The organism is Mycolicibacterium sp. XJ870, from assembly GCF_053483975.1.
Genome location: NZ_JBEFTI010000009.1, coordinates 160,164 through 183,652, shown reverse-complemented (window position 1 = coordinate 183,652; position 23,489 = coordinate 160,164). Strand labels below are relative to the sequence as shown.

The following is a 23,489-nucleotide window of genomic DNA, read 5'->3' as shown; positions in this document are numbered from 1 at the left end:
ATGCCAGCCCGTGACTGCGCCCACACCATCGACCAAGCCGTGACCGAAGAACCGACGCCGACGCTCCTCGAGCGCATGGGCGGCGTATCCGGCCTGGTGCATGCCAGCGTGCCCACATTTGCCTACGTGATCGCGAACGCGGTCGCGGGACTGAGCGCGGCGGTCCTGGTCGCCGTCGGCACCAGCATCGGTCTGATCGTGCTCAGGCTGGTGCGCAAGCAGCCCATTCAGCCGGCAGTGTCAGGACTGCTCGGTGTCGTCGTCGCCGGGCTGATCGCCTACTACACTGGCTCCGCCGAGAACTACTTCCTGCCCGGGATCTGGATCAGTCTGGCGATGGCCGCCTCGTTCACGCTGTCGGTCCTGGCCCGGCGTCCGCTCATCGGAGTGATCTGGAACCTGATGCGCACCGGCGGTCCTGACGCGTCGTGGCGCGCCGACAAGGTGGCGGTGCGCGCATTCGACGTTGCGACGCTGGTGTTCGTGGCGGTGTTCGCCGCGAGATTCATTGTCCAACAATGGCTCTACGACGGCGGTTTCACCGGCTGGCTGGCGTTCGCCCGGATCGCGATGGGCTATCCGCTCCTCGGTGTGGCGCTTGTGGTGACGTACTGGGCTGTTCGCCGGGCAAACCGGCGGCTCTGCGCGAACACCTCGGCATTTGAATAGTTAGCCTATCTTATTGTAAGATTTTCGGCGGCCCACCTGTCACTGTCCGGCCGTGCGGTGGGGGCTCACACCAATCGTCGAAGGGGGTCAGCGCATTTCCGTGCAGATGATCGAACGCCCGGCACCGCCCAAGGGCGGCAGCCTGCTGATCGCGGTTCTGGCCGCCGCGGGCATCTCCGTGTCGCTGATGCAGACGCTGGTGGTACCGCTCGTCCCCCAGCTGCCCGACATCCTGGGCACGACACCGGCCAACGCGTCGTGGGCCGTTACCGCCACACTACTGACCGGCGCCGTCGCCACCCCGATGTTCGGTCGGCTCGGAGACATGTTCGGGCCCAAGCGAATTCTCGTCGCATGCGCGGTAATCCTCACTGTCGGATCGGTGATCGCTGCACTGACGAGCTCTCTGATACCACTGGTCATCGGCCGCGCGCTGCAGGGCTTCGGCGCACCCGTCATTCCGCTCGGCATCAGTGTGCTGAGGTCCGCTCTTCCAGCCGACCGCGTTGGCGGTGCGATGGGAATGGTGAGTGCGTCGCTCGGTGTCGGCGGAGCGCTCGGCCTGCCGATGTCTGCGGTCATCGCCGAGCACCTGAGCTGGCATGCATTGTTCTGGTGCGCGGCGGGTCTCGGCCTGATGTCGTGCATCTTGTTCGCCACGCTCGTCCCCGACATCGTGCCGTCTGCGTCGATGGGCCGATTCGACGTCCTGGGCGCGATCGGGCTGGGCGCTGCCCTCCTGATGCTTCTCTTGCCGATTTCCAAGGGCGCCAGCTGGGGATGGACGAGCCCACTGACGTTGGGGCTGCTGATCGGATCGATCGTCGTCTTCGTGGCGTTCGGTTGGTGGCAGTATCGTGCGCCCGCGCCGCTCGTCGACATGCGCACCACGCTCAAACGGCCGGTGCTGTTGACCAACCTGGCGTCCATCGCGATCGGCTTCGGCATGTTCGGCACCAGCCTGCTTGGGCCACAACTGCTCCAGATGCCGGCGACGACCGGTTACGGACTGGGGCAGTCGATGGTGATGGCGGGACTGTGGATGGCTCCCGGCGGCCTGGCGATGATGGCCACTTCCCCGGTAGCCGCTCGAGTCATTGCGGCGCGCGGGCCACGGTTCACCCTCGTCCTCGGTGCGACCATCATCGCGGTGGGCTATCTGGGCGGCACACAGCTGCTGGGCTCTCCAGTTGGCCTCCTGGCCTTCGGAGTCGTCTGCAGCACCGGCGTGGGCTTCGCCTTCGCCGCTCTGCCGACACTGATCAACGCCGCCGTGCCCGTGTCGGAGACCGCAGCCGCCAACGGCATCAACTCACTGGCGCGATCGCTGGGCACCTCGACCTCCAGCGCAGTCACGAGCGCCGTTCTCGCACAGATGACCGTCGTGGTCGCCGGCCATGCCTTCCCGACGCTCGCAGCGTTCCGAACCGCCATGCTGATCGCCGGGTGCGCTGCGATCGTCGCCGCCGTCATCGCGATGACGATCCCGACATCGGTTCCGGCACCAGCAGCGTCGCCGATCGAAACCGTACTGGCGCCCGTGCCCGTGCGCCGCAGGGCGCAACGACTCGAGAACGTGCTGACCGCGCTCGGGCGTCAGGCGGCGGTGACGCTGCAGATCCCGTCGACGCCCTATCGACTCGACCGCGGCGACTACGTCATCGCCTCCTATCTCGGCGGCTCCAGACCGCTGACGTTGGCGGAGTTGGCGCACGAGGTCGACAGTCCCACCGAGGCCGTCGACGAACGCCTGTCCACGCTGATCCGAGACGGCATGGTGGGCCGACTACCTGCCACGGACCAAGCGGCCCCACCGCAATTCGCTCTCACGTCGAGCGGTCGCACCACGTTCGAACGCCAACGGACATTGAACATATCCAGGCTGGAGTCCATCTTGTCCCGCTGGGACGACGGCGACGTCGCCGCCCTCATCGGATACCTCGGGCGCTTGTCCGACGGAATCGACGAGGAACTGCGGCGCCAGAACGCCGTCACGTCGCATGCGGTGCCCCATGCAACGTCCCATGCCCATGGGATGTCGCCACACGCCCCCACCACACCGATGCCGACGTCACGCCCGCCACGACATCAACCTCCGTCACGGCCGGCGCCAGAGCGATCACTACGGGACCGCTGGAATGTGCCGAATCGTCGGGACTGACCGTGCTCGTCGGGTTCGGGATGTCGTGAGCCGGCTCTGAAGGGGCCTCCCACCGTGAGTGCTGGAAAACTCGACCCGCTTTAATGGCTCGATGGCCACTTCGCGTGTCCGGACGACAGCATTGGGTTACGCGCTTGTCGCGCCCAGCCTGTTCGGTGTCGTCACATTCCTGTTGCTGCCCATGCTGGTGGTGGCATGGTTGAGCCTGCATCGCTGGGATCTGCTGGGCCCCATTGAATATGTGGGACTGGACAATTGGACCTCGGTGCTCACCGACGCGTCGTTCGCGACGTCTCTTGTGGTGACCTTGCTTTTCGTCCTGCTGGTGGTGCCCACTCAAACGGTGCTGGGGCTGATCGCCGCGAGCTTCCTGGCCCGCGGCCTACCGGGCACCGGGTTTTTCCGGACCGTCTATGTGCTGCCATGGATTTGCGCGCCGCTGGCCATCGCGGTGCTGTGGCGCTGGATCCTCGCGCCTACCGATGGCGCACTCAGCACGGTGCTGGACACCCGCATCGAGTGGCTCACCGACCCGGGCCTGGCCCTGCCGGTGGTGTCGGCAGTGGTGATCTGGACCAACGTCGGCTACGTCACGCTGTTCTTCCTGGCGGGCATCCTGAACATCCCGGCCGACATCCACGACGCGGCCCGCACGGACGGCGCGACCTCGTGGCAGCGGTTCCGCCACATCACCCTGCCGATGCTGCGGCCGACGATGTTCTTCGTGTTGGTCACTGGAATCGTCAGCGCCGCGCAGGTATTCGACACGGTGTACGCGCTCACCGCGGGAGGGCCGCAGGGCCGCACCGATCTGATCGCGCACCGGATCTACGCCGAGGCATTCGGTGCGGCCGCTGTCGGACGGGCCTCGGTGATGGCCATCGTGTTGTTCGTGCTGTTGGTGGGCGTCACGATCGTTCAGCATCTCTACTTCCGCCGCAGGATCAGCTATGACCTCACGTAACGCCCTGGTCTACGCCGGCCTGCTGCTCGGCGCGGCGATCACGCTGGTGCCGTTCGGGTTGGGGTTGCTGACGTCGTTCACGTCGGCCGAGCAGTTCGCCACCGAATCGCCACTGTCCCTGCCGGCACCGCCGACGCTGGAGAACTACCTCGGGCTGGCCGACGCCGGTTTCGGCCGCGCCATCGTCGTCACCGCGCTGATGACCGCCGTGATCCTGCTCGGGCAGCTGGTGTTCTCCGTGTTGGCCGCGTACGCCTTTGCCCGCCTGCGGTTTCCAGGACGTGATGTGCTGTTCTGGGTGTATATCGCCACGCTCATGGTGCCCGCGACCGTAACCGTTGTGCCGCTGTATCTGATGATGGCCGAGGCCGGCCTGCGCAACACCTTCTGGGCGCTGGTGCTGCCGTTCATGTTCGGCTCGCCGTATGCGATCTTCTTGCTGCGGGAGTACTTTCGCTCCATTCCGGGAGATCTGATCAACGCCGCCCGCCTCGACGGGGCCAACACCCTCGACGTCATCACCCACGTGGTGGTTCCCGCCAGCCGGCCGATCCTGGTGACACTCGCGTTGATCACCGTGGTGAGCCAGTGGAACAACTTCCTGTGGCCGTTGGTGATCACCAGCGGCGACAAATGGCAAGTGCTGACGGTGGCCACCGCGGGATTGCAGACGCAGTACAACGCGCAGTGGACGCTGGTGATGGCGGCGACGACGGTGGCGATCGTGCCGTTGATCGTGTTGTTCGTCGCGCTGTCGCGCAACATCGTCCGGTCAATCGTGGTCACGGGCATCAAATGACCGTCGAGATCTACACCAGGGCTGTGAAATCGCCGCGGCAACGACCCTCACGTCAATCTCGATGCAGGAGCCGGCCATGAAGCCGAGACGCTCCACCTTGCTCGCCGGCGGACTCGCTCTCACGATGGCCGTTTTGCTCGTGGCGGCCATGCTGTTGGGCCGCTCAACCGAACCGTCCGGAAAAACCGTGGTGACCGTACGGCTTTGGGATCAGCAGGTCGCGGCCGCTTACCGGGAATCGTTCGACGCGTTCAGCAAGGAGCATCCCGACATCGAAGTGCGCGTCAACACCGTCGCCTACTCCACCTACTTCGACACCCTGCGCACCGACATGGCCGGCGGCAGCGCAGACGACATCTTCTGGCTCTCCAACGCCTACTTCGCCGGATACGCCGACAACGGCCGGCTGTTGGACATCGGGCAGACGTTGGGGCCCGACGCTGCGCAGGCCTGGGAGCCTGCCGTCGTCAACCAATTCACCCGCAACGACGCGCTTTGGGCAGTGCCGCAACTGACCGACGCCGGCATCGCGGTCTACTTCAACGCCGACCTGCTCGACGCGGCCGGCGTGGATCCCGCGGAATTGCAGACCCTGCGCTGGTCGGGCGGCCCCGACGACACCCTGCGGCCGCTACTCAAACGGCTCACCGTCACCGACGTCAACGGCCGGGTCCGGCAATGGGGCTACAACGCCGCCAACGACTTGCAAGGCATTTACCTCAATTACATCGGTTCTGCCGGCGGCATTTTCACCATCGGCGATCGGTTCGCGTTCAACAACCCGCAATCGGTAGAGGCGTTCGAGTATCTGGTGCGCCTGATCAACGAAGACCGCGTCGCACCCCCTGCTTCGGACACCAACGACAACGGGGACTTCTCCCGCAATGCCTTCCTGCAGGGGCGGATGGCGTTGTTCCAGTCCGGCACCTACAACCTGGCCGCGATTGCCGATCAGGCGCGGTTCCGGTGGGGTGTGGCGATGCTGCCGGCCGGGCCGAAGGGTCGGGTCAGCGTCACCAATGGTATTGCGGCAGCAGCGAATTCAGCGACCGAGCATCCAGATGCCGTGCGCGAGGTGCTGGCATGGATGGGCAGTAGGCGGGGCAACGAATACCTCGGCGCCCGCGGCTCGGCCATCCCGGCGGTGCTGAGTGCCCAGCCGGTGTACAGGGACTATTGGAAGGCCCGCAGGATTGACGTCAGCCCGTTCTTCCGGGTGCTGGACGGCCCGCGCATACCCGCACCCGGCGGGGCTGGATTTCCCGCCGGATACCAGGCGCTCAAAACATATTTCGATGAAATGTTCCTGGGTCGTACCGACGTCGCGAGCACACTGAATGATGCGCAGCGGGCCGCGAACAACGCTGCGAACCGCTGAGGTCCGCGACTAGCGATCAGCCACGCGACGCGCTTGTGCCGAGCACGGTCAGCTCCAACGCCAGCGCGGTGCCGCACACCACCACCAGCACCGCGAACGCCACCCAATCGCGGGCCTTGGGCCGCGATTGCGCCGCCGAGAATTGCCCGGTGCCGCCGCGCGCGGTGATGGCATCACCCATCTCGTCGGCCCGGCGCAGCGCCACCGTGACAGCGGCGGCGAGCAGGTCGATGACATCGGACACGGTCTGCCGGCCCCGCGCACGGAAGCCCTCAGCCCGTTCCTTGGGCCGTAGCCGTCGCGCCGCAAACAGCGTCCGGAACTCGTCGATCAACATCGGGAAGGCCCGCAGCGCAAGCGCAATCGCCACCGCCCAGTCGTGTACCGGGATGCGCAGCACCCGAAGCGGTCGGCCCAACGTGGCCACCGCAGGGGCGACGTCGGCGACGTTGGTGGTCCACGACACCAACGCGCCGAGCCCGAGCAGCACGATCGCCAAGGCGGTCACCCGCAGGAAATTGAACAGCCCGCCCAGGCCGATCTGTATCGACCCGACGTCGATCACCGGGGCTCCGCCCGCGAAGGTCGCGGTCAGCGCGCCAAGTGCGAGCAGGATCCACAGCCAAACCGGAATCGAGGGCACCGCGCCACTCGGTATCCGCGCCAGCCGCGCCACCACGAGGACGAGGACCGCGACGAACGCGATCGGTACCCATCCCGGGTAGAACGTCAGCAGCAGTCCGATAAGCGCGACCGAAACAAGTTTGGTGCCGGCCCACAGCTGATGGATGACGGAGTTGCCGGGGACAGGGCGCAGCAGAACGATCGGTTTGCGTTGGCCACGCGTCGGTGTCGTCATCGCGTTCCCCCCGCGGCGGTCGGTGCGAGCGCCAGCGTCCCGTTCTCCAGGTGCAGCGTGCGTGGGCACAACCCCTCCAAGCCGGAGAAGTCGTGCGAGATGACCACAACCGTCAGCCCATTGTTGCGCCGCAGATCCTCCAGCAGACGCAGCAAGCCACGCTGGCTGGCGGCGTCCAGGCCGGCCAACGGCTCGTCCAGGATGAGCGCGCGCGGCGAGCGCGCGAGCAGGCCGGCCAGCACCACCCGTCGCATCTGGCCGCCCGAGAGTTGGTCGATGCGGCGCTTGCCCAGCGCCGGATCCAGGCCGACCGTCCCCAGCGCGGCAGCGACGCGGTCGTGGTCGTGCACGGAGAACCCGGCGGCCGAGGCGATCTCGCGTTCGACGCTGCTGCGCATCAGCTGCAGTCGCGCGGCCTGGAATGACAACGCCACGCCGCCGACCTGTTCGGAGACCGGCGCACCGTCGAGCAGGCAGGCGCCATAGGTGGGAACGGTCAGACCGGCCATGATCCACGCGAGGGTGGACTTGCCGGACCCGTTGAGACCGTGGATGAGGACGCCGTCACCCTCGTTCACGGTGAAGGTGATGTCACGCAAAGCCGTTTTGGCCCAAGGGGTTCGGCTGGCGTACTCGTGCCCGACGCCGGTCAGTTCCAGCACGGGCTCACCGACGTGGTGGACGACTGCGGAGCCGGCCGGCACCGCGGAGGTCTGCACCATCTCGGTGTTGTCGGCAGTGCCGCCGTTACCGCTGAGGTTCACCGTGCGGTCGGCGGTATCGGCCTCGTCGTTGTAGTGCGTGATGTGCACCAGTGACATCCGGTGATGGTCGGTCAGCCCGGACAACACGTTCATCAACGTGTCACGGCCCCGCTGGTCGACCATGCTGGTGACCTCGTCGGCGATGAGCAGCGACGGCTCACGCGCGAGCGCGCCCGCGACCGCCAGCCGCTGCAGCTCGCCACCGGACAGCCCACCGGTATCCCGCTCGGCCAGGCCGTCCAAGCCCACCTCGGACAACAGCCGGTCCACGTCAGTCGCCGTACCCGGCGGCAGCCCCCACACCACGTCGTCGGCCACCCGGGTCCCGAGTACCTGGCTTTCGGGGTGTTGCATGATCACCGCGGTGCCACCGATGCGGCCCAGCCCGACCTCGCCGGCCCGTTCGACAGTTCCCGACGTCGGTTCGCGGCCCGCCAGGACCAACATCAGCGTGGTCTTGCCGGAGCCGTTGGGTCCCGTCACCGCGACGTGCTCGCCCGGTTTGAGCTCCATCGACACCGGACCCAGCGCGTCGTGCTCGACGCCCGGGTACCGGAACCGGACGTCGGACAGCTGCGCAGGCACCGGGGCGATCGGCCCGGCATCGGCATCGGCGTCGAGCTTGTGCACGTCGGGGATACCGAGCAGCCGCGTCAGCACTCGTGACAATGCCCACCAGCCGACCAGGCTGACGAAGGTGATGCTGAGGATTCCCGAGGCGAAGAACAGCAGCGGCCAGTAGCTCAGCACCGTGGCGAAGTCGTTTTTGAGGGGGTCGGCGAACGCGTCGAGTACCGGGATTCGGCGCAGCACCGCGGCGAGGCCGTCGATGTTGGCCGTCATCGAATCGAAGATAAGGTTGCGCAGCCGCGACAACACCGTCAGCGCGAGGACTATCGCGGCCCCGAACACCGCGCCTGCGACGACCGCGGAGGCCAGCACAGTGGGGGTGCCGCGGCCCCGGCGTTTGACGACACCGGTCAGCCCGCCGATGTAGGCGCAGTCGATGACCGTCATCATCCCGCCCATGCCGGCGATCAGGAAGGCGATGGTGGCGCCGGCGATGGTCGCTGCGAGCAGGACGCGCAGCCGGTAGCGGTAGGCCAACAGGCCCATGGGCACTGTGCCCAGAAGCGAGAGTCCGGCTGCGAACGGCACCACGACCGCGATGATCGCGGTGGCTGCGCACAACGCCGCCATTACTGCAGCATGCGCGAGTTCACCGGGAGTCAGTCCGCGCCGCGGCGTGCTCACCGGTGGAGTTGCGCTCATTTCTCGATTCTGCCAGGCGGGACGACGGCGGATGCGCGGCCATGCTGTGACGGGCGACACTGACGCGCTGGACTGCATAGCAACTCTATGTAATATGGGCACCATGTCGCCGCCCAGCACCGAGAATGTCCCGGTGACCAATGAATCCGAACTCGGCGCAGACCTGCTGTCGGTAGTCGCTCGCCTCAACCGGCTGGCCACTCAGCGCGCTCGACTGCCGCTGCCGTGGGCGCAGGCCAGGCTGCTGTCCACCATCGAGGACCAGGGTGAAGCACGCATCTCTGATCTCGCCGTGCTCGATCACTGCTCGCAACCGACGATGACCACGCAGGTGCGCCGCCTGGAGGACGCCGGCCTGGTGACCCGGACCACCGACCCCGGCGATGCCCGCGCTGTGCTCATCCGCATCACCGACAAGGGCAAGAACACTCTCAACCAGGCCAGGGCCGATCGCACCGCCGCGATCAGTCCACGGCTTGAGCGACTTGGCCCAGAGGACCGCCGGACACTGGCGGCCGCCGTCGACGTCATCCGACGGCTCTTGGCCGATGTCGCCGAACATCCCCTGCCGAACGACAACTGATAGGAATCCCCGCGTTTATGTGGCGCCAACCCAAGGCCGTGTGGGCCGTTGCCTTCGCGTCCGTCGTCGCCTTCATGGGCATCGGGCTCGTCGACCCGATCCTCAAGCCGATCGCCGACAACCTCGACGCTTCGCCGTCGCAGGTGTCGCTGTTGTTCACCAGCTACATGGCCGTCATGGGTGTGGCGATGCTGATCACCGGCGTGGTGTCGAGTCGGATCGGACCGAAACGGACCCTGCTGCTCGGCTTGGTCGTGATCATCGCCGGCGCGGGCCTGGCCGGGATGAGCGACACGGTGATGGAGATCGTCGGTTGGCGCGCACTGTGGGGCCTGGGCAACGCACTGTTCATCGCGACCGCCCTGGCCACCATCGTCAACTCGGCGAAAGGCTCTGTGGCGCAGGCGATCATTCTCTACGAGGCGGCGTTGGGCCTGGGCATCGCCGTCGGTCCACTGGTTGGCGGGGTGCTCGGCTCGATCTCGTGGCGGGGCCCGTTCTTCGGGGTGTCGGCACTGATGGCCTTCGCGCTGGTGATCACCGCGGTCCTGCTGCCGGCCACGCCACGCGCCGAGCGGGCGACCACACTCGCCGACCCGTTCCGGGCGTTGCGGCACCGCGGGCTGCTCGGGGTCTCGATCACCGCGCTGCTGTACAACTTTGGCTTCTTCACGCTGCTGGCGTTCACCCCGTTCCCGCTAGACATGAGCGCACACCAGATCGGCCTGATCTTCTTCGGCTGGGGTCTGGCGCTGGCGTTCACTTCCGTTGTCGTCGCACCACGACTGCAGCACCGCTTCGGCACGGTCCCAACGCTGATCGTCAACCTTCTCGCGATGACCGCGACCCTGGTGGTGATGGCGCTGGGCACCGAATCCAAGGCGATCCTGGCGACCTGCGTCATCGTCGCGGGCTTGTTCATCGGTGTCAACAACACCTTGATCACCGAGACCGTCATGAAGGCGGCCCCGGTCGAGCGTGGTGTGGCCTCGGCGGCTTACAGCTTCCTGCGGTTCGGCGGGGCGGCGATCGCGCCGTGGCTGGCCGGTGTGCTCGGTGAGCAGGTCAGCGTGCACCTGCCGTACTGGGTCGGCGCCGCGGCCGTGCTGGCCGGTGCCGGCGTGCTGTTCGCGACGCGTCCGCACCTGACGGGCATCGACGTCGAGGAGGACGAACTCACCGACGAGGCGACTGCCGTCACGATCGGGTCCGACAGCTGACTTCATACTCGGTGTGCCCGTATCGCCCAAGCTGCGGGCGGGCAACCGGCTAATGCAACCGGGAGTCGTTCGGCCCGCCTATTAGCGACAATGTCGCGGAAACCGCCTCGCGTGCAACACCATTCACACCATTCCCACACCGTACACAACAAATGGCACTCTGACCCCGAATGCCACTTGGACAACGCGTTTTCGGCTGCCCGCGCTGGGCGCGACAATGTCGCGCGCAGCGCGGGCACGTAACAGCTGAGGCCCATGTGACAGGCCGAGCCTGTTGCGCAACATGTGATTTCATAAACTGCGACTGATGCTGCCGGTGAGACCGGTGAGGCGATTTCCGCGACATTGTCGCTAATAGCCGGGCAGACCACTACTGTCGTCGACCACGCCGCCAAACCTCATCAGAACGCAATTACGGCTCACATCGCGTACAACAGGAACTGCGTCACCTGGGTCGGCGAGAAATTGTCGTCGCTGACCATGATCACCGCCTGCCGCCCGTCAGCGAGCTTGGGGCCCAACGTGATTCCCTCGATGTTGTCCAATGGCGCGAGACCGGGCGTGGCAGTCAGATCCGCCAGCAGGGTCTTGGTCATCTCTGCGGAGCCGTCGGTGATGCCTGCGCGGTAGATCCGCACCGCGACGTGGGTGCCATAGCCCCGCTCGACGACCAGGAAGGACCCGTCGTCCAGTGCCACCAGGTCGGACAGCCCGTTGTCGCCGCCCGGGCCGGCGCTGACCGGGTCCAGCGGATAGGTGTACTCGGCATCGGCCGCACCGGTGTCGACGTCGAAGCGGATGATGCGGGTGCGCGCTCCGCGCTGCTCGTCGGGCAGGGCACCGTCCTGGTAGACGGGGCCCTCCATCGCGGCCCACAGGTAGCGGCCGTCGGGACTGAGCGAAAGCCCTTCCAGCGCATGGTTCTGCCGTGCACCGTGATCCGGCGCCGACATGGCCAGCGCGTCCGGTAGTGCGAATTCACCCAGGTAGCTGCCGTCCAGACCGGCGGTCCGCACCCATGGGTCCAGCCGAAGCTCACCGCGCCTCTCCCCCTCGCTGCTCCAGTACAGCCGTGCGCGGCGGGCGTCGAAGGCGATGCCTTCAGCGTCCGGCGGCACCACCGGCGGGCGGGCCTGGGTGTCCAGTGGCTTGAACGGCTTTCCGGCCCGGTCCAGCCATGGGTGGGTGGCCACGAACTCGACGCCGTCGATACCGTTGGCCGACAGCGGGATTCGCACAGTGTAGAAACGGGCGGGATTCTTGGCGGAACGATCGTCACTGACGATGTAGTAAAGCCCGGCAGCCGGGTCGTAGCTGATCCCGGACAATCCGCCGATGACGGTGCCATCCAGCGTTGAGCCCCGGTCGAGCTGATACTGGCCCCGAAACTCGAAGTTCGCGGTGGCGGGGGCCTGCGTACAACCGGCCAGCATCAGGACGCAGACCGCCAGGAATCGGTACAACATCAAGTGATGAGCGCGCCGACCAGGTTGCCGACGGTGTAGGTAGCCGCAATCGCGATGGCCCCGAACACCAGTTGCCGCAGCGCAGCGACGGCCACCGGCTTACGCGTGAACCGTGCCGCCGCGCCTCCCACGATGAGCAGGCCGAAGCCACCGCAAGCCAGCCCGGCCCACAGCGATTCGAAGCCGAGCAGGTAGGGGATCAACGGGATGATCGCACCGATCGCGAACAACGCGAAGGACGAACCGCCGGCCACCCACGCCGACGGCTTCTCCCGGGGATCCACCCCCAACTCCTGCACGAGGTGAAAGTTCAGGGCACGATTCTCGTCGCGGTGGATTTCCTCCGTCGCCTTCACCGCAGTCTCTTCTTTCATCCCCATTTTCTGGAGCATGGCCACAAGTTCGGCCCGCTCGGCGTTCGGGTACGTCTGGAACGACCGCCGCTCGACGCTGACCTCCGAATCGATCTGCTCGTTGGCGGTCGTCACCGAGGTGTATTCGCCGAGAGCCATGGAGAATGCGCCCGCCAACAGGCCGGCGACACCGCTCAGTACGACAGTCTGCGCCGAGGCGCTGGCTCCGACACCGGCGATCAGCGCAGTGTTACTGACCAAACCATCCATGGCACCGAAGGTGGCCGCACGCAGCCAGCCGCCGGTCACATCGGCATGCCTGTGATAACGCACATGCGGCAAGCCGGTGGGAGACAGCGACTTACCGACCGACTCCGGCATATCGTCAATCTTGCGGGGCGCGATCATGCTTGTCCAGGAAGGCTTACCTTCACACCAACCGGCGCGCAGCAGCCCCAACCGCGTTACCGTCGGTTATGACCTCCACTGCCGAACATCTGCGCAACACGCTGGACGGCCGCTGGCGTGACGTCAAGAACGCCATGCGGGACAACCTGTCGAACGAGGTATTCCGGCCGCACTACACCCCGAACACCGTCATCGCCCGGGCGAAGGTGACCGAGCAACTCAAGATCATGGCGGCGGCCGGGGCGGCCGAGGACGGGTTCCGCAAGGAACACGGCGGCAACGGCGACGTCGGAGCCGCCATCACCCAGATCGAGATGCTCGCCATGTCCGATCTGTCCCTGATGGTCAAGGCCGGGGTGCAATGGGGGCTCTTCGGCGGCGCCATCGAGAATCTCGGCACGGAGCGCCACCACAAGGCCTATGTGCGCCCGCTCATCGACCTCGATCTGCTCGGCTGTTTCGCGATGACCGAGACCGGCCACGGCAGCGACGTGCAGTCCCTGGAGACCACCGCCACCTACGATCCGGCGACCCAGGAGTTCGTGGTCCACTCCCCCACGCCGTCCGCACGGAAGGACTACATCGGCGGCGCGGCCGAAACAGCCCGCGTGGCAGCCGTTTTCGCCCAGCTCATCACCCCCGATGGCCAGAATCACGGCGTGCACTGCCTCGTCGTGCCCATCCGCGACGAGATGGGCAACGACATGCCCGGTGTGACGACCTCGGACTGCCACTACAAGGGCGGGTTGCCCGGCGTGGACAATGGCCGCATCGTGTTCGACAACGTCCGGGTGCCACGCGAGAACCTGCTCAACCGCTACGCCGACGTCGCCGCGGACGGAACCTACAGCTCGCCCATCGAAAACCCGGGGCGCCGGTTCTTCACGATGCTGGGCACGCTGATCCGCGGCCGGGTCACCGTCGGCGGCAGTGCGGCCGCCGCAGCGCGAGTAGCCCTGGACATCGCGACCCGGTATGCGTTGGAGCGCAAGCAGTTCAGCGCTCCCGACGACGAGGGCGAAGTGCTGATCATGGACTACCTGGTGCACCAAAGGCGGCTCCTGCCGTTGATCGCCAAGTCCTATGCTCTGCAGTTCGCGCAGAACGAGCTGGTGGCCAAGTGCCACGAGCTTCAGATCTCGGACAATCCCGACCCCGAGGAGCAACGCGAGTTGGAGGCCCGGGCCGCCGGCCTCAAGGCCGCCAACACGTGGCACGCCAGCCGGGCCATCCAGGAGGCTCGCGAAGCCTGCGGCGGGGCAGGCTATCTCGCGGAGAACCGGCTGATCGCGCTGCGCGCCGACACCGATGTGTTCACCACCTTCGAAGGCGACAACCATGTGCTTACCCAGCTGGTGGCCAAAGAGCTGCTGACGGCCTACGCCGACGACATCAAGGGCATGAGCCCGGTCGAGTGGGTGCGCTTCGCGGCGAACTTCGCCAGCGAACGGGTGCTCAAACGCACCGCGGCCGAGACGATCATCCAGACCATCCTCGACAGCCGCCAGGACAACGAAGAGGAAGGCAGCCTGTTCAACCGCGGCACCCAGGTCAAGATGTTCGAGGATCGCGAGGAGTACATGCTCGCCTCGGTCGCCCGCCGGCTGCAGGGCAAGGCCAAGGAGATGTCGGCCTTCGACGCGTTCAACGCGGTGCAAGACCACGTGCTGCACGCCGCGACCGCGCACATCGATCGCGTTGTACTGGAAGCGTTCGTCGCCGGTATCGACGCCTGCGAGGACGAGACCGCACTCGGCTTGCTTCAGGACGTGTGCGATCTCTACGTGCTGTCGGTGATCGAAGACGACAAAGCCTGGTTCATCGAGCACCGGTTTCTGTCGACAGAACGCGCGAAGGCCGTCACCCGCGGGATCAACGAACGCTGCCGCACGCTTCGGCCGCACATCGAGGCCCTCATCGACGGATTCGGCATCCCCGAACAGCTGCGTTATGCGGCGATGCTCGACCCCGCGGAGCTGCTCAACGGTTAAGGCGTGGGCATCGGATCGATCGCTTTGAGCTTGCCGTCCTCACCGATCCCGAAACGCACAGTGGCGATTCCGGTCGGGCAGCACGGCGGATCCTGGCCCTGCTGCCACTGGTAGTTCACCACCACGGTGTCATCAGCGTTGGTCACCACGTTGATGTAGGGCCGCGGTTCCGGGGTGGCTGGCCCCAACGGGGTCTGCCGATCGAAGAACAGCAGCTGCCCGACGCTGTTGGGCTCGGGGTCGGTCTGGCCGACCTGCACCCAGTACAGCCGGCAGTTGGTGGTGTGCCCGTCGTTGACCTGCGTCCACTCCGACCCGGCCTTCGGGGCAGGGAGGTCGGCAATCGCCTTCGCGACAGTGTCGGCGCCGGGTCCGTCGGCCGGAGTGCAGGTGTCGGGCTTCGGCGGCGGCGCAGAGGGCGGACTCCATCCACAACCCACAGTCACCAAACCCAGGGACAGCAACACCGCGATCAGCCCGGACCAGCGCATGGCACCGAGCTTACGGTGCCGGCGCGAGATGTCGCCGCAATGACGCTGCGACGCAGCGAGGGTGTTGTGGACCGGCCGGGCGGGCTGACCGTACGCCCGTACGCCAGACTGTGCAGGTTCGACTGGCCATGCTTGGCCTGACCACAACGCGCACTGCGCTGACCGAAGGAGACGCCGATGGCCTGGTTCCTCGCCATGGAAGGCCCCGCCAACAAGGCCGTGCTGTACCAACTGCAGGAATCGGTAGACACCAAGTCGCTTGCCGAGGAGATGATGAGCTCGGCGACCCTGGATCGTGCCGTCGCCGTGCCCGCGGTGCTGCCGAACAACAAGCAACAGGTCACCGTGTACGTCCGGCCGGCGGCGTGGGGCGTGTGGACGTTCTACCAACTGACCGAGGAAGAGCGGAAGGCACTCCAGTCGGCGACGAATCCGCTGGTGGAGGCGCTGGCCCAGGCTGCACGCCAAAAGCAGGCCAAACCGCAGTAGCAAGTCTGTGAGGAGCGGGGCGCCGGGGCGGATCTGATTCAGACCGTCCGGCGATCTCGTTCGTTGCTCCCCCGCCTGGACTCGAACCAGGAACCCTTCGGTTAACAGCCGAATGCTCTGCCAATTGAGCTACAGGGGACTACCTTCCGCAGATCTGCTCCGCGGCCGAGCGTTGACTCTAGCGTACGGACCACCGACGCCGCCAATGAGATCCCGGACGGGCGAGCCGAGGCGTCGGTGAGGCAGGATGGACCCAAGCAATTGTCGTTTGGGAGGGACGCTGTGATCCGCTATGCCGCCGTCATCGCCGTCGGCTATGTGTTGGGCGCGAAGGCGGGCCGTCGCCGCTATGAGCAGATCGCCAGCACCTATCGCGCGATGACCGCCAACCCTGCGACGAAGGCGGTTATCGACGCCGGGCGGCGCAAGATCGCCAGCCGGGTGTCCCCCGATCCGCAATGGACGTTGACGCCTATAGATGCAGAAACGTCGGTGCTCTCCCCGGAGGATCGCACCGACGATTCGGCAAAGGTGAAGCGCGGCGGGTAGTACTACCCGATGCTCTGATTGATGGTGGTGCCGGGAAGAAGCGGCCCGGTGCTGAATCCGGGGCTACCGCTGCCGGGTGCTCCGATGGAGACCGGCGGGATGCCGCCGACTGCGGGTGCACCGTTGGAGTACGACAGGCACTTGCCGTCTTCCTTGTTACCGAACCAGGCCAGGCAGGCCGGGCCGGCTGTCACCTCTGCCTGCGGAGTCAGGGTTGACATGAATGCCGGGGCGGCAGCCGCGGCCACCGCGAAAGCGCCGATGGCGACGATCCGCCGGGTCCGAGTGCTGATCAGTGTCACGGCGCCACCCTATCGCGATCTGTGTTCTCACGCAGTCAGGTCGTCGCCGCTGGCCTGTTCCAGCAGGCTGCGGCGATATGACTCCATCGCCACCAGGTCACCGAACAGGGCGTGATATTCGTCGCCCTGCTCGACCGGCGACATGCGCTGCAGCTTGGATTTGACCTCGGCGATCTGCCGCCCCACCCAGACTTCCTGAAGACGGGCCAGCACGCTTGCGATGTAGCGCGGCAGTCTCTCGTCGTCCTCGACGTTGATGGCCTCCACGCCGAGTTCGTTGACCAGGCTGGCGGCCGCCGGAGACGCCGACTGGTCGCGGACCGCCTCGATCCACTGCGCGCCCGACGCACCCGAGGCGGTCCCACCCGCGGCCTCCATCGCCGTGCGCACCGCGGCGTACCCCGGATGGGTGAAGCTCTCCACGGTCAACGAATCGAACACCGGGCCGGCCAGCGCCGGATACTGCAGGCCGGCCTTGAGGGCTTCGCGCTGCGGCCACAGGGTGGGGTCGGCGGGATTGGGTCGGCCGATCGGTGGTTGCGCCGGAGACGCTTTCGGCCGCTGCTGAAGGTCGGCAGAGTTGCGACGCGCGTCGCGCCTGCCGCCGCGGCCGGCTTCCTCCCGGACCCGCCCGATCACCTGCGCCACGTCGGCCCAGCCCACCCAGCCTGCCAACTGCCGGGCATATTCGTCGCGCAGCGACGGGTCTTTGATCCCGGCCGCCATCGGCACGCACCGCCGCAGGGCGGCCACCCGGCCCTCGGCGCTGTCCAGGTCGTGTTCGGCAAGCGCGCTGCGAATGACGAACTCGAACAACGGAGTTCGTCGGGCCACCAGATCCCGCAGCGCGCCGTCCCCGGATCGCAGCCGCAGATCGCAAGGGTCCATGCCGTCGGCAGCCACCGCCACGAACGACTGGCCGGCCAGGTTCTGTTCCCCCTCGAACGCCTTGACCGCGGCGGCACGGCCGGCGGCATCGCCGTCGAACACATAGATCAGTTCGCCGCGAAAGAAGTTGTCGTCCATCATGAGCCGGCGCAGCATCGACAGATGCTGGTCGCCGAACGCGGTGCCGCACGAGGCCACCGCGGTGGTCACCCCGGCCAGGTGCATGGCCATCACGTCGGTGTAGCCCTCGACGACGACAGCCTGATGCCCCTTGGCGATATCGCGCTTGGCGAGGTCCAGCCCGAAGAGCACCTGCGACTTCTTGTACAGCACGGTCTCAGGCGTGTTGACGTACTTTGCCTGGTTCTGATCGTCGTCGAACAACCGACGGGCACCGAACCCGATGGTCTCCCCCGAGCTCACCCGGATCGGCCACAGCAGTCGGCGATGGAACCGGTCCATCGGGCCGCGCTTGCCCTCGCGGCTCAAGCCGGCCGCTTCCAGCTCCTTGAACTCGAAGCCCTTGCGCATCAAGTGCTTTGTCAGCTTGTCCCACCCCGACGGGGCGAACCCGCAGCCGAATTTGGCGGCCGCAGCGGCGTCGAAGTTGCGTTCGGTCAAGTACGTGCGGGCCTCGGCGGCTTCATCCGACTGCAGCGCCTCGGCGTAGAACTCCTGCGCCGCGGCGTTGACGGCGAGCAAGCGGCTGCGGCTACCGCGGTCGCGCTGCACATTCGTGGTCGAGGAGCCGGTGTAGGTGACGGTGTAGCCCACCTTGTCGGCGAGCAGTTCGACGGCCTCGACGAACGTCACGTGTTCGATCTTCTGGATGAAGGCGTACACGTCGCCGCCCTCGCCGCAGCCGAAGCAGTGGAAATGCCCGTGGTTGGGCCGGACGTGAAACGACGGTGACTTCTCGTCGTGGAACGGGCACAAGCCCTTCATCGAGTCGGCCCCGGCCCGCCTCAGTTGGACGTAGTCCCCGACGACATCCTCGATGCGGACTTTGTCACGGATGGCCGCGATATCGCGATCAGGAATGCGGCCGGCCACCGGCCTAGTCTAGAGGCCGCGGTGAGCGCGCCTCGTGCACTCTTTCCAACCGTCCTTCGGTGTAGGACGCGATCTGGTCCACCACCACGCGCAGCCGCGCACCGTCGTCGGCCGCCGCGACGAATTCCGGTGCGAACTGTGGGTCCAGGCTCGCAGGCGCCTGCGCCCACAGCGCGAGAGCGACCTCGTGAATGCGGGTCCGCTGGTCGGCCTGAATGCCCAGGTGCTGATGGTCGGACATGATGAACTGCAGGGCCAGCATCTTGAGCACCGCCACCTCGGCGCGCACCAGGGCCGGCACGGCCAGGTCGGTATCAAATCGCCGTAACGCCGCTCCGCCCGCGACGGCCCGGGTCTCGGTGATCGCCGCGTTGGCGAACCGCCCGACGAGCTCGCTGGTCAGCCGTTTCAGCGCGACCGACGCCGCAAGCGTGCCGTCATACTTCCCCGCGGCCGCCACCACCGGCATCAGCGACAGCCTTTCAGCCGCGGCCAACAGTTCGTCGTGCGTCACCGTCGGGAACGACTCGGCGCCCAGGCGGGCCAGCGAGTCGGCGGCGTCAGGGTCGGCCAGCACCCGCAGATCGATGCGCCCGGAAATGACACCGTCCTCGACGTCGTGCACGGAGTAGGCGACATCGTCGGCCCAGTCCATCACCTGGGCTTCCAGGCACGGCCGCTCGGCGGGCGCGCCGTCGCGCACCCAGTGCGCGGCGTCGAGGTCATCGTCGTAGAACCCGAACTTCTTACGGTCGTCGCAGCGTTGCCACGGGTACTTCGCCACCGCGTCCAGCGCAGCCCTGGTCAAGTTCAGACCCGCCGAACGACCGTCGGCATCAAGGACTTTCGGCTCCAACCGGGTGAGGATCCGGAAATTCTGCGCGTTGCCCTCGAACCCGCCGAAGGCAAACGCGATCTCGTTGAGCGCGCGTTCGCCGTTGTGGCCGTACGGCGGATGGCCGATGTCGTGGGCCAGCCCGGCCAGGTCGACCAGATCGGGATCGCAGCCGAGCCCGATCGCCATACCGCGACCGATCTGGGCCACCTCCAAAGAGTGGGTCAGCCGGGTGCGCGGCGTTTCGCTCTGCCGGGGTCCGACGACCTGCGTCTTGTCGGCGAGTCGTCGCAGCGCGGCACTGTGCAGCACCCTGGCCCGGTCGCGGGCGAAGTCGGTGCGGTGCTCGGTGCCGGTTCCGGGCAGCGCGGCACCCTTGGGCGCTTCGACCACCAGCCGTTGCCGGTCGAAGTCGTCGTAGATGTCGTCCCGATCCTCGTTCACCGAGGCACAGTCTGCCAGGACACGCCGCCCGACCGGCGCAGCACATTAGATTGGCGGGCATGCGTATCGCCCGTCTGCTGCCCATGCTGCTCGCGATCCTGATGGCCGGGCTTCTCGCTGCTCCCGGCGCCCTGGCCGAACCGCCCCTGCGGTTGGCCACTCAACTCACCGATGACGCCGGCGTGCTGTCGGCGTCACAGCGCACCAATGTGCAACGCGCCCTTGACAACCTCTACGACCAGCGCCGGATCAAGCTGTGGGTGGTTTTCGTCGAGGATTTCGCCCGGCAGAACCCCGTCGGCTGGGCACAGAGCACCATCACGTTGAGCGATTTCGGCGACGACGACGCGCTGCTGGCGGTCGCCACGGTGGACCGGGCCTTCGCCTTCCAGGTACCCGACACGGTGCCCAACTACAGTTCGGCCCACAACGACGACCTCCGGCGCAACAGCATCACCCCCGCCCTGCGCCGCGATGACTGGGCGGGCGCGGCGATCGCAGCAGCCAACGGCCTGGCCGCCGAACCCGAATCGGCATCCGGAACCAGCGTGTCGTGGCCCGCGATGGTGATCGCCGTCGGGGCGATACTGGTGCTGCTCGGATTGCTGTGGTGGTGGTCGCGGCGCCGCCGGGCCAAGCGCCGCAAGGCCGAGTTCGAGGCCGCCAAACGGGTGGACCCCACCGATGCGAACGCGTTGGCCGGTGTGCCGATCGAGGCGCTCGACGAACTGTCCCGCTCCATCGTGGTCGACGTCGACAACGCCGTGCGCACGAGTGAGGCCGAGCTGGAACTGGCCGTCGAGGAATTCGGCCAGAAGCAGACCGAGCCGTTCACCCGCGCCGTGGCAAATGCGAAAACCGCACTGGCACAAGCCTTCAAGGTGCGACAAACCCTCGACGACGCGATACCAGAGGCGCCGCTGCAGCGTCGTGACCTGTTGACTCGCGTGGTGGTGTCGGCGGCCACGGCCGACCGTGAACTGGACACTCAGAGCCAGGCGTTCGAGCAGCTGCGCGATCTGGTGATCAACGCCCCCACCCGGCTGGACGCCATGACCCAGCAGATGGTGGACCTCACCGCGCGGATGAATCCGTCCGAGCAGACCTTGGCCACGCTGCACCAGCAGTTCGACGCCACCGCCCTGAATTCGGTGGTTGACAATGTGGAAACAGCCAAAGAGCGGCTGGCGTTCGCCGACCACAACATCACCACCGCCCGCCAACTGGTATCCCGGCCCGCCGGCGATCAGACCGGCCTGGTCGACTCGGTGCGGGCCGCGGAGTCCGCACTCGACCAGGCCCGCACGCTGCTGGACGCGATCGACAGCGCGGCCACCGACATCAACCGGGCGCTGGCCGGACTGCCCGCCGCCATCACCGACATCCAAGCCGGTATCGACCAGGCGAATACGCTTCTGGCACAAGCCAATACCCCGCAGTCGGACCAACTCGCCGCAGCGCGCGACGCCGCGGCCAAGGCCGCCGACGCGGCCAGGTCCAACGGCAACGCCGACCCACTGGGCACCTTCATGCGCCTGACCGCCGCAGACGCTGACCTGGACCAACTGCTGGCCAGCGTGCACGAACAACGCGAGGCCGCCGAACGCCTGGCCCGGAGCCTGGAGCAGGCGCTCTTCACCGCGCAATCACGCATCAAAGCGGTGTCGGATTTCATCGAAACCCGGCGCGGCAGCATCGGCCCGGAAGCCCGCACCCGGCTCGCCGAGGCCACGCGGCAACTGCAGGCCGCCGAGGCCAAACGGGCCAGCGCCCCGAACGAGGCCGTCGCCCACGCAAACGGGGCCTCTACGCTGGCCGCGCAGGCACAGAGCCTGGCCAACGACGACGTGCGTTCCGCGCAGCGTTCCTACACCTCGCAGTACGGCGGCGGAGGTGGATCCGACATGGGCGCGGTGCTCGGCGGCATCCTCATCGGCAACGTGTTGCGCGGCGGCTTCAGTGGAGGTTTCGGCGGCGGCTACGGGGGTGGATTCGGCGGCGGCTTCGGGGGCGGGCGCAGTATGGGTCGACCCACGTCCTACGGAGGGTCATCGCGCTCGTCGGGCCGCAGCTACAGCGGTGGCGGCGGCCGGTTCTAGCAGCCCTTGAGCCGCACCGCCAGGTAATCGGACACCTTGTCGATCGCGACGCGCTCCTGGGTCATGGCATCGCGCTCGCGGATGGTGACCGCCTGGTCTTCCAGTGAATCGAAGTCCACCGTGATGCAGTACGGGGTGCCGATCTCGTCCTGACGGCGGTAGCGCCGCCCGATCGCACCGGCGTCGTCGAACTCGACGTTCCAGCTCTGGCGCAGCTCGGCGGCCAGGTCGCGGGCTTTCGGCGACAGATCCGCGTGCCGCGACAGCGGCAGCACGGCCGCCTTGACCGGGGCCAGGCGTGGGTCGAGCTTGAGGACCGTGCGCTTGTCGACGCCGCCCTTGGCGTTGGGGGCCTCGTCCTCGGTGTAGGCGTCGACCAAGAACGCCATCAGCGAACGGGTCAGGCCGGCTGCCGGCTCGATGACGTAGGGCACGTAGCGGGTATCGGTCCCCTGGTCGTAGAACGACAGGTCGACACCGGAATGCTTTGAGTGCGTGGACAAGTCGAAGTTTGTGCGGTTGGCGATGCCCTCAAGCTCACCCCACGGGTTGCCCTGGAAGCCGAACTTGTACTCGATGTCGACAGTGCCGTCGGAGTAGTGCGACAGCTTCTCCTTGGGATGGTCGTAGAGGCGCAGGTTGTCGCGATCGATGCCGAGGTCGACGTACCACTGCAGCCGGGTGTCGATCCAGTACTGGTGCCACTCGGGCGCCGTCGACGGTTCGACGAAGAACTCCATCTCCATCTGCTCGAACTCGCGGGTACGGAAGATGAAGTTGCCTGGCGTGATCTCGTTGCGGAAGCTCTTACCGATCTGGCCGATGCCGAACGGCGGCTTGCGGCGGGCGGTGGTGACGACGTTGGCGAAGTTGACGAAGATGCCCTGCGCGGTCTCGGGCCGCAGGTAGTGCAGGCCCTCCTCGGTCTCTATCGGGCCGAGGTAGGTCTTGAGCATCATGTTGAAGTCGCGCGGTTCGGTCCATTGGCCCTTGGTGCCGCAGTCCGGGCAGACGATCTCCGTCATCGGCACCGAGTCGGGGTCCGCGATGCCCTTCTTGGCCGCGTACCCCTCCTGCATATGGTCCTGACGATGCCGCTTGTGGCAGTTCAGGCATTCGACCAGCGGATCGTTGAACACCTCGACGTGGCCTGAGGCCACCCAGACCTGGCGCGGCAAGATGATCGCGCTGTCCAGGCCGACGACGTCATCGCGGCCGGTGACCACCGAGCGCCACCACTGCCGCTTGATGTTCTCTTTGAGCTCGACGCCCAGTGGCCCGTAATCCCATGCCGACTTCGTGCCGCCGTAGATCTCGCCGGACTGATAGACCAGACCACGGCGTTTGGCCAGGTTCGCAACGGTGTCGATGATGGATGCCACGGTGCAACAGAGTAGCGACCGGCGAGCGCGCATTGATAATCCGCCGCGGCGGCCGGATCTGTTGACATGC

Annotated in this window: 20 protein-coding genes and 1 tRNA gene; 11 read left to right on the top strand and 10 right to left on the bottom strand. The window is 66.8% G+C overall.

Going from position 1 to position 23,489, the window contains the following annotated elements:
• From ABQF30_RS25700 to ABQF30_RS25680, 5 genes are all read left to right on the top strand, one after another.
• The gene (locus tag ABQF30_RS25700) at positions 1-669 is read left to right on the top strand and encodes a DUF3159 domain-containing protein (RefSeq protein WP_448469158.1); all 669 of its coding nucleotides are present in this window, start codon (positions 1-3) and stop codon (positions 667-669) included.
• Between the two features lie 52 nt (positions 670-721).
• Positions 722-2,830 carry an MFS transporter gene (locus ABQF30_RS25695; protein ID WP_448469156.1) on the top strand — a complete coding sequence of 703 codons (2,109 nt, stop codon included), beginning with the start codon at positions 722-724 and terminating at the stop codon, positions 2,828-2,830.
• Between the two features lie 91 nt (positions 2,831-2,921).
• Positions 2,922-3,794 (top strand): carbohydrate ABC transporter permease, encoded by an 873-nt coding sequence (locus tag ABQF30_RS25690; protein WP_448469154.1) that lies wholly within the window; start codon positions 2,922-2,924, stop codon positions 3,792-3,794.
• Positions 3,781-4,593, top strand: a complete 813-nt coding sequence (locus ABQF30_RS25685; RefSeq protein ID WP_448469152.1) for a carbohydrate ABC transporter permease — start codon at positions 3,781-3,783, stop codon at positions 4,591-4,593. Before ABQF30_RS25690 ends, ABQF30_RS25685 begins: the two co-directional genes overlap by 14 nt.
• Before the next feature lie 76 nt (positions 4,594-4,669).
• Positions 4,670-5,971, top strand: coding sequence for an ABC transporter substrate-binding protein (locus ABQF30_RS25680; protein ID WP_448469150.1), 1,302 nt, complete (start codon positions 4,670-4,672; stop codon positions 5,969-5,971).
• A 16-nt stretch (positions 5,972-5,987) separates the two neighbouring features.
• Here the strand turns inward: ABQF30_RS25680 and ABQF30_RS25675 are convergent, their stop codons facing one another.
• Complete coding sequence (locus ABQF30_RS25675; protein WP_448469147.1) at positions 5,988-6,830, bottom strand: CbiQ family ECF transporter T component; 843 nt, start codon at positions 6,828-6,830, stop codon at positions 5,988-5,990.
• Positions 6,827-8,866, bottom strand: a complete 2,040-nt coding sequence (locus tag ABQF30_RS25670) for an ABC transporter ATP-binding protein (protein WP_448469145.1) — start codon at positions 8,864-8,866, stop codon at positions 6,827-6,829. Before ABQF30_RS25670 ends, ABQF30_RS25675 begins: the two co-directional genes overlap by 4 nt.
• A 94-nt stretch (positions 8,867-8,960) precedes the next feature.
• Here ABQF30_RS25670 and ABQF30_RS25665 point away from each other — a divergent pair, with 94 nt between their 5' ends.
• Positions 8,961-9,449 carry a MarR family winged helix-turn-helix transcriptional regulator gene (locus tag ABQF30_RS25665; protein ID WP_448469143.1) on the top strand — a complete coding sequence of 163 codons (489 nt, stop codon included), beginning with the start codon at positions 8,961-8,963 and terminating at the stop codon, positions 9,447-9,449.
• A 17-nt stretch (positions 9,450-9,466) separates the two neighbouring features.
• Positions 9,467-10,669, top strand: coding sequence for an MFS transporter (locus tag ABQF30_RS25660; RefSeq protein ID WP_448469141.1), 1,203 nt, complete (start codon positions 9,467-9,469; stop codon positions 10,667-10,669).
• 419 nt (positions 10,670-11,088) lie between these two features.
• On the opposite strand, the gene ABQF30_RS25655 is transcribed toward ABQF30_RS25660, so the two are convergent.
• Both ABQF30_RS25655 and ABQF30_RS25650 read right to left on the bottom strand, forming a co-directional pair.
• Complete coding sequence (locus tag ABQF30_RS25655) at positions 11,089-12,135, bottom strand: esterase-like activity of phytase family protein (protein WP_448469139.1); 1,047 nt, start codon at positions 12,133-12,135, stop codon at positions 11,089-11,091.
• Positions 12,135-12,869, bottom strand: a complete 735-nt coding sequence (locus tag ABQF30_RS25650) for a VIT1/CCC1 transporter family protein (RefSeq protein WP_448469137.1) — start codon at positions 12,867-12,869, stop codon at positions 12,135-12,137. The genes ABQF30_RS25655 and ABQF30_RS25650 overlap by 1 nt, the downstream gene beginning before the upstream one ends.
• A gap of 95 nt (positions 12,870-12,964) precedes the next feature.
• On the opposite strand from ABQF30_RS25650, the gene ABQF30_RS25645 reads away from it, so the two are divergent.
• The gene (locus ABQF30_RS25645) at positions 12,965-14,887 is read left to right on the top strand and encodes an acyl-CoA dehydrogenase family protein (RefSeq protein ID WP_448469135.1); all 1,923 of its coding nucleotides are present in this window, start codon (positions 12,965-12,967) and stop codon (positions 14,885-14,887) included.
• Here the strand turns inward: ABQF30_RS25645 and ABQF30_RS25640 are convergent.
• Positions 14,884-15,378, bottom strand: a complete 495-nt coding sequence (locus ABQF30_RS25640; protein ID WP_448469133.1) for an LppP/LprE family lipoprotein — start codon at positions 15,376-15,378, stop codon at positions 14,884-14,886. The genes ABQF30_RS25645 and ABQF30_RS25640 overlap by 4 nt on opposite strands.
• Before the next feature lie 177 nt (positions 15,379-15,555).
• Here ABQF30_RS25640 and ABQF30_RS25635 point away from each other — a divergent pair, with 177 nt between their 5' ends.
• Positions 15,556-15,867 (top strand): hypothetical protein, encoded by a 312-nt coding sequence (locus tag ABQF30_RS25635; protein ID WP_448469131.1) that lies wholly within the window; start codon positions 15,556-15,558, stop codon positions 15,865-15,867.
• Positions 15,868-15,933: 66 nt separating this feature from the next.
• Here the strand turns inward: ABQF30_RS25635 and ABQF30_RS25630 are convergent.
• Positions 15,934-16,006, bottom strand: a tRNA-Asn gene (locus tag ABQF30_RS25630).
• 143 nt (positions 16,007-16,149) lie between these two features.
• Between ABQF30_RS25630 and ABQF30_RS25625 the strand changes: the two genes are divergently transcribed.
• A complete protein-coding gene (locus ABQF30_RS25625; RefSeq protein ID WP_448469129.1) occupies positions 16,150-16,416 on the top strand; it encodes a hypothetical protein in 267 nt (88 codons plus the stop codon).
• A 2-nt stretch (positions 16,417-16,418) separates the two neighbouring features.
• On the opposite strand, the gene ABQF30_RS25620 is transcribed toward ABQF30_RS25625, so the two are convergent.
• The 3 genes from ABQF30_RS25620 to ABQF30_RS25610 are packed head-to-tail and all read right to left on the bottom strand — an operon-like array spanning position 16,419 to position 19,938.
• Positions 16,419-16,718, bottom strand: coding sequence for a DUF7155 family protein (locus ABQF30_RS25620; protein ID WP_448469127.1), 300 nt, complete (start codon positions 16,716-16,718; stop codon positions 16,419-16,421).
• Between the two features lie 27 nt (positions 16,719-16,745).
• Positions 16,746-18,659 carry a DNA primase gene (gene dnaG / locus ABQF30_RS25615; protein ID WP_448469125.1) on the bottom strand — a complete coding sequence of 638 codons (1,914 nt, stop codon included), beginning with the start codon at positions 18,657-18,659 and terminating at the stop codon, positions 16,746-16,748.
• A gap of 4 nt (positions 18,660-18,663) precedes the next feature.
• The gene (locus ABQF30_RS25610; protein ID WP_448469123.1) at positions 18,664-19,938 is read right to left on the bottom strand and encodes a deoxyguanosinetriphosphate triphosphohydrolase; all 1,275 of its coding nucleotides are present in this window, start codon (positions 19,936-19,938) and stop codon (positions 18,664-18,666) included.
• A 59-nt stretch (positions 19,939-19,997) separates the two neighbouring features.
• Here ABQF30_RS25610 and ABQF30_RS25605 point away from each other — a divergent pair, with 59 nt between their 5' ends.
• A complete protein-coding gene (locus ABQF30_RS25605) occupies positions 19,998-22,037 on the top strand; it encodes a TPM domain-containing protein (RefSeq protein WP_448469121.1) in 2,040 nt (679 codons plus the stop codon).
• Here ABQF30_RS25605 and ABQF30_RS25600 read toward each other — a convergent pair.
• Positions 22,034-23,419, bottom strand: a complete 1,386-nt coding sequence (locus ABQF30_RS25600; protein WP_448469119.1) for a glycine--tRNA ligase — start codon at positions 23,417-23,419, stop codon at positions 22,034-22,036. The two genes, ABQF30_RS25605 and ABQF30_RS25600, sit on opposite strands and share 4 nt — an antisense overlap.
• Positions 23,420-23,489 lie beyond the last annotated feature (70 nt).